This window comes from Bifidobacterium pongonis, from assembly GCF_019331805.1.
GTDB lineage: Bacteria > Actinomycetota > Actinomycetes > Actinomycetales > Bifidobacteriaceae > Bifidobacterium > Bifidobacterium pongonis.
Window position 1 is genome coordinate 1 of sequence record NZ_JAHBBE010000049.1, and the last position, 11,445, is coordinate 11,445.

Annotated in this window: 9 protein-coding genes, 1 tRNA gene and 1 rRNA gene; 2 read left to right on the forward strand and 9 right to left on the reverse strand. The window is 61.7% G+C overall.

All coding sequences use genetic code 11. The annotated features are described in order from the left end of the window. Positions 1-216: ribosomal RNA gene (locus KIH75_RS09385) — 16S ribosomal RNA — on the reverse strand; the annotation flags it as partial. Positions 217-1,092: 876 nt separating this feature from the next. On the opposite strand from KIH75_RS09385, the gene KIH75_RS09390 reads away from it, so the two are divergent. Both KIH75_RS09390 and KIH75_RS09395 read left to right on the forward strand, forming a co-directional pair. Continuing rightward, a complete protein-coding gene (locus tag KIH75_RS09390) occupies positions 1,093-3,228 on the forward strand; it encodes a DUF6020 family protein (protein ID WP_219056453.1) in 2,136 nt (711 codons plus the stop codon). A gap of 11 nt (positions 3,229-3,239) precedes the next feature. Next, a complete protein-coding gene (locus KIH75_RS09395) occupies positions 3,240-4,142 on the forward strand; it encodes a PucR family transcriptional regulator (protein ID WP_219056454.1) in 903 nt (300 codons plus the stop codon). A gap of 171 nt (positions 4,143-4,313) precedes the next feature. On the opposite strand, the gene rplA is transcribed toward KIH75_RS09395, so the two are convergent. The 8 genes from rplA to obgE form a co-directional block, all read right to left on the reverse strand. Then, positions 4,314-5,003, reverse strand: coding sequence for a 50S ribosomal protein L1 (rplA, locus tag KIH75_RS09400; RefSeq protein WP_003825552.1), 690 nt, complete (start codon positions 5,001-5,003; stop codon positions 4,314-4,316). 15 nt (positions 5,004-5,018) lie between these two features. Continuing rightward, on the reverse strand, positions 5,019-5,450 hold the full coding sequence (rplK, locus tag KIH75_RS09405; RefSeq protein WP_033523471.1) for a 50S ribosomal protein L11: 432 nt from the start codon (positions 5,448-5,450) through the stop codon (positions 5,019-5,021). Between the two features lie 582 nt (positions 5,451-6,032). Further along, on the reverse strand, positions 6,033-6,899 hold the full coding sequence (nusG, locus tag KIH75_RS09410) for a transcription termination/antitermination protein NusG (protein WP_219056455.1): 867 nt from the start codon (positions 6,897-6,899) through the stop codon (positions 6,033-6,035). Positions 6,900-6,938: 39 nt separating this feature from the next. Further along, positions 6,939-7,166, reverse strand: a complete 228-nt coding sequence (gene secE, locus KIH75_RS09415) for a preprotein translocase subunit SecE (protein WP_219056456.1) — start codon at positions 7,164-7,166, stop codon at positions 6,939-6,941. A gap of 36 nt (positions 7,167-7,202) precedes the next feature. Then, positions 7,203-7,278, reverse strand: a tRNA-Trp gene (locus KIH75_RS09420). A 127-nt stretch (positions 7,279-7,405) separates the two neighbouring features. Then, positions 7,406-8,629, reverse strand: coding sequence for a pyridoxal phosphate-dependent aminotransferase (locus KIH75_RS09425; protein WP_219056457.1), 1,224 nt, complete (start codon positions 8,627-8,629; stop codon positions 7,406-7,408). Between the two features lie 240 nt (positions 8,630-8,869). Beyond that, the gene (proB, locus tag KIH75_RS09430) at positions 8,870-10,003 is read right to left on the reverse strand and encodes a glutamate 5-kinase (RefSeq protein WP_219056459.1); all 1,134 of its coding nucleotides are present in this window, start codon (positions 10,001-10,003) and stop codon (positions 8,870-8,872) included. 13 nt (positions 10,004-10,016) lie between these two features. After that, positions 10,017-11,445 (reverse strand): GTPase ObgE (gene obgE, locus KIH75_RS09435; RefSeq protein ID WP_219056458.1); only part of this gene is annotated, 1,429 nt, incomplete at its 5' end.

The following is an 11,445-nucleotide window of genomic DNA, read 5'->3' on the forward strand; positions in this document are numbered from 1 at the left end:
ATACAATCTTTCCCGAACCACCATGCGATGGCCCGGAGCATCCGGCATTACCACCCGTTTCCAGGAGCTATTCCGGTGTATGGGGCAGGTCGGTCACGCATTACTCACCCGTTCGCCACTCTCACCACCAAGCAAGCTTGATGGATCCCGTTCGACTTGCATGTGTTAAGCACGCCGCCAGCGTTCATCCTGAGCCAGAATCGAACCCTCCACAAAAAAATCATGGAAAGACATCGACCAGATGACTCTCAAACAAAATAAAAGAAATTGAACAAGCCGTTTTAAGGAAAACGGCGCTGTCCGCTCAAACCCCGCCCCGTTCAACCGGCTTCCCGGCACCCGCACGCCAAAACACGCGCGGGCCGTGGACGGACTGGCAATCATTGACTATAAAGAAGTAGTACAAACACGCTCTTGAGTTCTCAAACCACCACCGCACCGACCCGGAACCGAACCCATCAAGGAAGGGAACCGCGCCGCGCCGAGCAGCAAGAGAAAAACCTACACCAAAACCCGAACCCACGCAAACCCGGACCCCGAAAACCACCCCGAAACCATTGCAAACAAACGGGTCCGTCGGCGTGTCGAAAACGGGACGGAAACACGGAAAACCGGGGCAGGGAACACGAAAGACACCGCGAACAACCGGAAAACAATCCGGAAAAACACGGAAAACGACGCGACCGCGCGTGTCGCGGACCCGATGCGAAGACGAATACCGACGAATACACATCACACAACCAGATCACATCGCGTACCTAGATCGCATCATGTGACCAAATCACATCATGCAACCGGACCGATGCGCATACGGCGACGCGCACGAGAACCCATACGCATGGCTCTCACGACATGGACATGGCATAGGCCTATGGGCAACGACAGGGCAAAGTCTAAAATGGCCAACAAGGATGATGCTCCGGCCGGGACCAGTGGCGTGATGATCGCCGGAACCGGGCATGGCGGCGCATCCGAACCATACGATTCGCCGCGCGGGGCGTAGGGCCCGAACGGCACGATACGACGATACGAACGAAGCGAACCTTCCATCGAATCATGCAAGGCATGCAAAGTAGGCAGATCACAGCGACCATGACGACACAGCAGAACGAACGAATCCATCGATCCAAGGCGACGGACGGCAAGCGGAACGGCCATGCGGGAGCCAAGGTCGCGGCGGCGGCACGTTGGGCACTGGCCGTGGCGGCATGCCTATGGCTGGCCTGGTGCACGGCGGTGGGCCCCCTGTATTGGAACGACTCCTCCATAGCGAATTTCGGCCCGCTCAACGCGCTGTTCGGCATACTTGCCTTCGTCATCTACTTCCTCATCATCGTGGCATTGGTCCGCATGGCACGCAAACAGCCGATCCTCGGCTGGACGACCGACCGTGCCACGGGCGAACGTACGCATAGGAATCTCATCCCCCGATCGTGGCGTATGGCCTGGCGTAGGCGTGCCACAGCATTCCGCGCCACGAAAGCCGGCACCTTGCTGACGCGAGCGGCCACATTCTGCGGGCGATGGATCGTGCGATGCACCGACAAGCGTTGGAAGATCGCGTTGGTCGTCGCCATCGGATGGCTGTGGGTTCCGACCACGCTTCTGGCCGCGTTCGGCGCCGACCTGCGCAGTCAGGCACGCGAATTCAGCTGGGCCTGGAACCAGTGGACCGGCCTGAAACAGCCGTATATCGGATTCTTCTCCTTCGCGCCCATGGACATCTACCCGACCGCGCATTACCTGTGGCCAGACTCCCCCACCTATCTGACCGATCAGCATAATATCCTGCTCACGCTGTGGTACGGATCCACGCTGGCGGTTTCGCGTTATCTCACCGGTTCCAACGATTGGGGCATCGTACTGCTGGCGGCCATACAGTGGCTGTTCGCCGTCTGTTGCATCGCCGCGACGCTGCACCGTTTCCTGAACCTGCCGTGGTTGAAGCGCAACGAATCCATCGACTTCGCGCACCCGGAACGCGGCGGACGGTTCACCACGGTGCGTCACGGCAACCCGGAACGCGGAGTGAAGGCGATGCTGCCGCCACAGGCCGCCCATGCCACGGCGCGTGTGGTCGTCATCCTGTTCTTCCTGGTATGCCCGTTGGCCGTGTTCTCCACGATTTCCCTGACCAAATCGCCGCTGTTCGCGTTCGCGTTCACCTGGGCGTTCGGCATTTGGTATGAGCTGTATGCCACGTCGTCGGACCGCCATGCGAAGGCGCATGGGGCGCCGATCGGAGCACGGTTCCGCCGGTTGCCCGCGCGGACGTTCCTTGCGTTCATCGCCGCCAACGTGGTCATGCTCGCCAGCGCGAAATACGCCTGGTACATTCTGCTGTTCGAATTCATCCTCGCGCTGCTTGCCGATCGCAAGCATTGGAAAACGTATGTGTTCGCATTGCTTGTGCCGACGCTGATCATTCACGGCGGCATTTCGATGGCCATCAATTCGGGGCTGATCATCAGCGGCGATCCGATCGAAAGCCACGGTGTCCAACTGCAGCAGATCGCCCGCATCGCGAAGAAGGCGCCCGAAACCATTCCCGATTCGGCGCGTGAGAAGCTCGCGCCCGTGTTCAATCTCGACCAGATGGCCGAAGCGTATTTCCAGCAGGATGCCGATCCGGTGAAATCCTCCGGCATCCAGTCCAAGAAGGTCAGTTACCGTTGGCGTTCCGTCACTCCGGGGGATATGAAACGGTTCAATGAGGCTTGGCTGGAAACGGTGCGTGCGAATCCCGTGGTGGCGGTGGACGCGCTGATGGCGAAATGCTTTGGCTATTTCGATATCGCCGACCTGCCGTACGTTTCGATGGATTATTACGTGTACAACGACCATGTGGCGTCGAACACCACGTGGATCAAGTATTACAACGCGAACTGGCGCGCGAAGGTGGCGAACACGTCCAGGCAGATCAGCCGGATTCCCGTGCTTGGATGGCCGATGCACGGTAATTTCTATGTCATTCTGACGCTGCTCATCGGCGCCGCCGAAGTGATTCTGCGCCGTTGGCGCGCTTTGGCCTGGCATCTGCCGCTGCTGCTGCTCATGGGTGTGATGATCACGGCTCCGGCGAATAATTTCGAACGGCATATGCTGCCCATCGCCTTCTGCTTCATGTTCCTGTGCCTGACGTTCTGGCGCGACTCGCATCTGCGCGACGGCGCAACGGGTGCCAAGGCGGCGAACACGGGTGCACGCACACTCAGGGCGAAAGATTAGACTGGCTTGCTATGACAGATTTTCTGGACCTGCTGCTGGCCGACGGTGCCGGCAGAGCGGACGCCATGCAGGGTGAGCATGACCGGTCGGACGTTGCCGAAACGTTAGGGGCTTCCGGTGCCGCGGGCGCGGGCGACGCCGATGCCGTGGGCATTATCCGTGCGGTCGCGTTCGAATGCCTGCTGAACGGTGTGACCGATGAACGTGCGGCATCGTTGCTGCGGATTCTCGGATTCGATGGCGATTTCACCTGTTGCGCGGTCGCCGGGCGCCCTGCGGGCAATGAGCGCGGCGCGATGGAAACGGTTCGCCGTGCCATCGCCGATATCGGCGGTGAGGAGCCGTTGACCGGTATGCGCGGCGAGACGCTTGTGGTGTTGTTCCGATTGCAGCCTGCGGCGAATCCGGACCCCGTGTGCACGGCGATCGCCGAAGCGTTCGACGGTGGCACTCCCCTGTGCCTTGGGCCTGTGAGACGCGGCATCACCGGCGCCGCTGGCAGTATCCAAGCCGCGCTGACCACGTTGAGGGCGCTTCCCGCGTTGCAAGCGTATGTCGAGACTTCCCCCGCCGCGAGGCTGTCGCCGCCGCTGTTGAGGGCCGAGGAGGCACTTCCCGAGCGGGCGCTGCTGGGCGATGAGGATGCCCGCCGTGAGCTCGTCGACGGCGTGTATGCGAGCCTTTCCGGGCAGGGTGAGGATGATCCGACGATGCTGACCGTATCCTCGTTCCTTGAGTCGGGCGGTTCGCTGGAAGTCACCGCACGCATGTTGAACGTGCATCCGAATACGGTGCGCTACCGTCTTAAGCGCATGGCCGACACCACCGGGTGGGATGCCACCGATCCGCGCGATGCGACGGTGTTGACCACCGCCATCACGCTTGGCCGTATCGCCAGCGCGGAACGGCATTGAGTCGAACGGCTTGACGCGACACGACAGCGCACGGTACCACACGGCGCGAAAACACGGCGTTGAAACGAAATAAGCCTCCCGCACCGAAATGCGGGAGGCTTATTGTATCGGCTTTATCAAACCGTCAATCCGCGTACGGCATCGCCGTTTGCGAATGTCGGGTTCTCAGGCTCACAGAGCAGCCGGATCGACCGGGATGCCGGGGCCCATCGTGGAGGTGATGGTGGCCTTGGTCACGTAACGGCCCTTCACGGTGGACGGCTTGAGACGCTTAATCTCGTCGGCCACAGCGTGGAAGTTCTCATCCAGGGCCTTCTCGTCGAAGGAGACCTTGCCGACGAGGAAGCTCAGGTTGCCGTTCTTGTCGACGCGGAACTCGATCTTGCCGCCCTTGATGTCCTTGACAGCCTTGGCCACGTCCATGGTCACGGTGCCGGTCTTCGGGTTCGGCATGAGGCCACGCGGGCCGAGCACGCGGCCCAGACGGCCGACCTTGCCCATCATGTCCGGGGTGGCGACGACGGAGTCGAAGTCGAGGAAACCGCCCTGCACCTTGGCGATGAGGTCATCGTCACCGACGATGTCGGCGCCGGCTTCCTGAGCTGCGGTGGCCTGCGGGCCACGGGCGAACACCAGAACCTTGACGGTCTTACCGGTGCCGTTCGGCAGGCTCACGGTGCCACGAACGAGCTGATCGGCCTTGCGGGGATCAACGTTCAGACGCACCACGGCTTCAACGGCTTCGTCAAAGTTGCGGGTCGGCATGCTCTTGAGCAGCGCGATGGCCTGATCAGGGGTGTACAGGTTGTTGCGATCGACCTTTTCGGCCGCTTCACGATACTTCTTGGAATGCTTAGCCATCTGTCCTTCTCCTTATCAGTCGGTCACCGTGATGCCCATGGAACGGGCGGTGCCTTCGATGATCTTCATGCCGGCTTCGATGTCGCGAGCGGACAGGTCAGCCATCTTGGTTTCAGCAATTTCGCGGACCTGGGCCTTGGTGACGGAACCGACCTTGTGGGTCAGCGGGTTCTCGGTGCCCTTCTCGATGCCAGCGGCCTTCTTCAGCAGAGCTGCTGCCGGCGGGGTCTTCAGGATGAAGGTGAAGGAACGATCTTCGTAAACGGTGATCTCGACAGGGATGACCTGGCCCATCTTGTCCTGCGTCTGGGCGTTGTACGCCTTGCAGAAGTCCATGATGTTCACGCCATGGGAACCCAGAGCCGGACCCAGCGGCGGGGCAGGATTGGCCTTGCCAGCCTGGATCTGCAGCTTGATCAGCGCGGATACTTTCTTTTCTTTAGCCATAGTTATGGTCTACTTTCTATAACGCGGTACATTCGGTCGCCGTTGCGTTGTCCACCTTGCGGCTTGACGCTGCAACAGTCTCCTCCCGCAACTTATATCGCTGTGCTGTGCTAGCGGGTCTCCCCTCCAGACACAAGCTTTCCCATTATGCCGTTCGGTTGCGACAAAAACAGAAGAGCACGCGATGGCAAGGCGCACCCAAGGAAGGCGCACGAAGTACGTCGACCGAGGGGCAACGCCCCCGGAAATCAACACCCACCAAACCAGGAAGGCGACACACAACGCTGCGGCCGCACTCCCCCAGCAACCCCAATAAGGACCTGAACATACGAAAAGCACGCGATGGCAAGGCGCACCGAGGGAAGGCGTACAAAGGTACGTCGACCGAGGAGCAACGCAGCCGGAAATCAACACCCACCAAACCAGGAAGGCGACACACAACGCTGCGGCCACACTCCCCCAGCAACCCCAATTAAGGACCTGAACATACGAAAAGCACGCGATGGCAAGGCGCACCGAGGGAAGGCGTACAAAGGTACGTCGACCGAGGAGCAACGCAGCCAGCGCGTGCTTTTCGTATGTTCAGGAGAGTTTTTCGACCTGGTTGAAGTCAAGCTCCACCGGCGTGTCACGGCCGAAAATGGACACGAGAACGGTGAGCTTCTGGGTGGTGGGCTCGACGTCGGAGACGACGGCGGGCATGGTGGTGAAGGGGCCATCGGTGACGGTGACCTGATCGCCGACGGCGTAGGAGACCTCAAGCTTGCGCTTCTTGGCGGCGGCGGGCTTATCGCCGGCCTTCTTGAGGGCTTCGGAGGCGATCATGGGGGCCATCATGGAGACGACTTCCTTGCGACTGAGCGGAGCCGGATCCTTGGTGGGGCCGACGAAGCCGGTGACGCCTTCGGTTTCGCGAACGATGCGTCGGGCTTCCTCATCGGGCCACATGCGGATCAGGACATAGCCAGGGACGCGCACGCGGGTGAGGACCTTCTTGCCCTTTTCGGTGTGCTTTTCGACTTCCTCCATGGGGACTTCGACCTGGAAGATCTTGTTTTCGAGACCGAAGCTCTGGATACGGGATTCGACGTTGGTCTTGACGCGCTTCTCGTAACCGGAGTAGGTGTGAAGCACGTACCACTTGCCTTCGAGGGTGCGAAGGGACTTGGAGAATTCGTCGACCGCGGCCTGGCCGGCATCGACGGGTTCGCTGGATTCGCCGTCGTTCTGATCGGCATCGTCAGCGGTTTCGGAATCGGATTCAGCTTCGGCTTCTGCCTCGGAATCCTCGGTTTCGACGGACTGATCGGCCTGCTCGGCCTGATCCTCAGTCTCTTCGGCGGTATCGACCGGCGCTTCCTGCGGTTCTTCCGCGGTAGCAGCCGCCTCGACGTCGTTTTCGACGTCAGGCGACGCATCAACGTTTTCGAAATTTACTTCATCACTCATGCGTCAGTCACCTTTATGTTCGCGTTCGCAGTTTAACGATCAGCCAAACACAAGCAGTACAAGCTTGCCCAGGCCGTAATCCATGCCCGTAACCAAGGCCATCAGCAGCAGCACGAAAATAGCCACGGCCAGCGACCAGAAGAACAGTTCCTTGGCGGTCGGGGTAACCACCTTGCGAAGTTCGTCGATGATCTGCTTGATGAACAAACCGATGCGCATGAAAACGTTGGGCTTGATGACCTTTTCAGCCTTGTTTGCCTTAGCCATAATCATCCTCTTCGTTCAGGAGCCGTCAGGAAAACTTGGCAGGGAAGGCGGGACTCGAACCCACAACCTACGGTTTTGGAGACCGTTGCGCTACCAATTGCGCCACTTCCCTAGGTGAACCTCCGCCATGCATGCGTTCAAGAGAACGCTTCGCCTGACGAAAACCGCCAAGTCGATACATTAGCAGCAGGTCACGATTTAGACAAATCGAACGCGGCTACAGCGTGTACACCCGCGTGTCACGCTTCGACATACGCCTTCATACGACGCATGCCTTCGGCCAGCTGGTCGTCGGCAAGCGCGTACGAGAAGCGCAGGTAGCCCGGCGCATCGAAGGCTTCGCCGGGTACGGCGGCGACATGCGCCTCGTCCAGCATCGCCGCGGCGAATTCGCTGGAGGTGGTTGCGACGGTGCCGTTGGGGCCGAGCGGCTTGCCCAACAGCGCGGTGATGTCGGCGAACGCATAGAACGCGCCGGTCGGGGTCGGGCAGTTGACGCCTTCGATATCATTCAGTGCGGCGACGATGGCCTGACGGCGCTTGTTGAAGGCGGCACGCATCTCATACACGGCGTCCAGGGAGCCGGAGACGGCCTGGATGGCGGCGCGCTGGGAGATGTTGTTCACGTTGGAGGTCATGTGACCCTGCAGCTTGGAAGCGGCCTTGGCCACTTCGGCGGGGGCGATCATCCAGCCGACGCGCCAACCGGGCATGGCGTAGGTTTTGGCGACGCCGTTCAGCACGAGCAGCTGGTTGCGCACTTCGGGCACGGCCGCGCCGATGTACGTGGTCTTGGCGCCGTCGTAGTTCAGGTGTTCGTAGATTTCGTCGGAGATGACCCACACGTGGTGTTCGATGGCCCATTCGCCGATCGCCTTCACGGTTTCCGGCTTCCACACGGCGCCGGTCGGATTGTTCGGCGTGTTCACGATGATGGCCTTGGTGCGCTCGGTGCGTGCCGCTTCGATGCTTTCAATGGACGGTTCGAATCCGCTTTCGGCTCCGGCGAACACTTCGACCGGCTTGCCGCCGGCCAGCTTCACCGCTTCCGGATAGCTGGTCCAGTAGGGGGTGGGGATGATGACCTCGTCGCCTTCATCGAGCAGGATCTGGAAGGATTCGTACACGGCCTGCTTGCCGCCGTTGGTCACGACGACCTGGCTGGGATCCACTTCGTACCCGGAGTCGCGCAGCGTCTTCGCGGCGATCGCCTCGCGCAGTTCGGGCAGGCCTGGGGTCGGCGTGTAACGGTAGTTCTTCGGATCCTGCACCGCCTCCGCGGCGGCCGCCACGATGGGTGCGGGGGTCGGGAAGTTCGGTTCGCCGGCACCGAAGCCGATCACGTCGATTCCGGCGGCTTTCATTGCCTTTGCCTTGGAATCGACGGCGAGCGTGGCGCTGGGCGCCACATGGTTAATACGGTCGGAGAGTCTTTGCCAATCAGCCATAGTCATGATTGCCATGCTAGACCTTGCGGGAGAAAAAGGAAACGCTTACGGGCGTCATGATTCAGTATGTGGGTGCTACTTGCGCGGGCGGATCGGCCGACCGTGTTTCCCGTCGTATTTCCCACCGCATTCCGATATGTTTCACGACTGGTTTCACGGCAGGTTCGCAGCGGACTTCGCGGTATGGAAAAGCCGCCCTCCCCTTTTCGGGAGAAGGCGGCGTAACGTTCCGAATCGCAGCCGTGCAGGCGCCGATCAGACGAGCACGAGATTGTCGCGATGCACCAGCGGATGGGCGTATTCCTCGCCCAGGAAACGCTTGAGCTGGGAGGTGTTGCGGCCGAGCATCTGCGGGATCTCCTCCGAATCGAATCCGGCCAATCCCCTACCCAGGTGGTTGCCGTTCTCATCGTCGATCCACACCGCGTCGCCCGCGGAGAATTCGCCACGGACCTCCACCACGCCGGCGGCCAGCAGACTCGCCTGCCCACCGCGCACGGCCTTGGCCGCGCCCGAATCGGCAACCAGCGTGCCGAACGGATGAGCCGCGAATCCGATCCACAGCCTGCGGGACGAGCCGCGGTCGTTGATCGGCGCGAACACCGTACCGACAGGATCGCCCATCATGGCCGGACCGGCGTTCGCGGCGCAGGTCAGCACGGTCGGAATACCCGATACCGCGGCCACGCGCGCGGCCTCCATCTTGGTAACCATGCCGCCGGTACCGACGTTCGACCCACTACCGCCGACTTCGACCTTGCTCAAGGCGTCTTCGACGTTCGGCACGTAGGCGATGCGTCTGGAATCAGGCTGGGAGGGAGGTGCCGTGTATAACGAGTCGACGTCGGTGAGCAGCACCAGTGCGTCGGCGACGACGATGTTCGCGATGAGCGCGGACAGACGATCGTTGTCGCCGAAACGGATTTCGTTGGAGGCCAGGGAATCGTTTTCGTTGATGATCGGCACGGCTCCGAGATCGAGCAGCCGGTCGAGCGTGCGCCGCACATTGCGGTACTGCTGCGGCTGCATCGTGTCGGATGCGGTGAGCAGAATCTGCCCGACGCACAGCCCATAACGGGCGAACGCGGCCTCATACTGCGCCATGAGCAGCCCCTGACCGACGGCGGCGCATGCCTGCTGGTCGGCCACATCGGTGGGGCGTGAAGAGAATCCAAGCGTGCCGAATCCGGCGGCGATGGCACCCGACGAAACGAGCACCACGCGGCCGCCCATCAGCCGTACACGCGCCAGCGCGGCGACCAGCGCGTTCAACCGTTCGGGGTCGAGATGACCGGACGGCATGGTCAGCGAGCTTGAACCGACTTTGACGACGATGGTCCGCGCTTCGGCAATCGCCCTGCGCACTTCGGCCTGCGATGGTGTGATCATACCGCCCATTCTCTCACTCTTCGCCGCGTCCGAACAGACTCGTCTCGTCGTGACGGTCGTCGTCCACGCTCGGATCGGCCCAGTGACCGGCCTTGCGCTCCGCCATCATGGCTTCGCGCACCGCGGCCTTGGCGTCCATCATCTCGTGATATTCGCGGCGACGTTCGGCGTTCGTACGGCGACGGGCACGACCCTCGTCCTCGTCGAGTCGCAGATCCTTGCCTCGCGCACCCAGCTGGGCACCGTCCAACATCTCCGCACCTGCGGCGATGGTCGGATCCCAATCGAAGGCGACTGCACGGTCGCCCTTGCCGATACGAATCTCGTCGCCCGGATGGGCACCCTTGCGGCGCAGTTCGTCCTCCACGCCGAGCTTGGCGAGACGATCGGCCAGGTAGCCCACGGCCTCATCGTTATCGAAGTTGGTCTGCATCACCCAACGTTCCGGCTTACGGCCCGTGACCTCGAACCACACGTCGCCGTTGCCGAGCTCCTTGCGTTCGATGGAGAAGTCGAGCGCCGTGCCCTTCTCGTCGGCGCTGCGACGGCGACGGCCCGTGCTTTCCAGAGGCTTGATCACCACGCGTGCGGCCTCCTCCTCGCTTTCGCGCTTGGCGACCTCGGCGCGCATCTCGTCGACCATGCCGGCCAGCGCGAAGTTCAGTTCCTTAAGGCCCTCATGCGAGGCGGTGGAGATGATGAAGGTGCGCATGCCGCGCTTTTCGAATTCGGGGCGCACGAATTCCGCCAGTTCCTTCGCCTCCGGCACGTCGACCTTGTTGAGGATGACGATGCGCGGACGTTCGGGGATCGGGATGGCTCCGAGCGGCAGGTCCAGGGAATCCGCGTATTCGGCGAGTTCCTTCTCCAGCGCCTCATAATCGCTGATGGGGTCGCGGTCGGGTTCGAGGGTGGCGCAATCGATGACGTGCGCGATGATCTCCGTGCGCTCGATATGGCGCAGGAATTCCAAGCCGAGGCCCTTGCCCTGCGAGGCTCCCGGAATCAGGCCCGGCACGTCGGCGATGGTGTAACGGCTGTCGCCCGCGATGACCACGCCGAGGTTCGGCACCAGCGTGGTGAACGGATAGTCGGCGATCTTCGGCTTGGCGGAGCTCATCGCGGCGATGAGCGAGGACTTGCCCGCGGAGGGGAAGCCTACGAGCGCCACGTCGGCGATGGACTTCAGTTCCAGGATCACGTCGCGTTCCTCGCCGGGTTCACCGAGCAGTGCGAAACCGGGGGCGCGGCGCGTGCGATTGGCGAGGGCGATGTTGCCCAGACCGCCGTTGCCGCCTGCGGCCGCGACGAAACGATCGCCTTCATGGCGCAGATCGGCGAGCTGCTCGCCGGGGTGCTTGGGCTTGCCTTGCGGCCCGCGCGCGGTGAAAATCACCGTACCACACGGCACCGGGAGAATAAGGTCGTCGCCCTTGGAACCG